Raw genomic sequence first — 307 nt, forward strand, 5'->3', positions numbered from 1 at the left:
TGCTTGAATTCAACAACCGAGGTGCTGGTCCGTGTGAACATGTGATTTTCCTGGCTGAGAGCGCTGTGGGTTTTCTCGGGAAATGCCACGTCATCTTTCCCGCCGCGCAGGGGTCAGCGCTGTTTTCCATCCTCCGCCACCGAAAAAAGGGCGGGTCTGACCCCGCCCGAACCGTTGACGCTCGTAACTGGATGCTGCCCTAGTCAGGCAAATGGCTCTTTTTCTCTGATGCGCCTTCGTGATCCGGCTTTTGCCAGGTCTCGGCGTCCTCTCGATCTTGCAGGCGACCGGGATCACCGTAATCCAG

Annotated in this window: 1 protein-coding gene; it reads left to right on the plus strand. The window is 57.7% G+C overall.

The genetic code is table 11. The features are described from left to right. A partial coding sequence (locus tag CK944_RS23905) for a hypothetical protein (protein WP_205049153.1) occupies window positions 1–203 on the plus strand: 203 nt, incomplete at its 5' end. Between the last annotated feature and the right edge of the window lie 104 nt (window positions 204–307).

Origin of the sequence: Paracoccus sp. SY, assembly GCF_002901215.1 — a bacterium.
GTDB lineage: Bacteria > Pseudomonadota > Alphaproteobacteria > Rhodobacterales > Rhodobacteraceae > Paracoccus > Paracoccus acridae.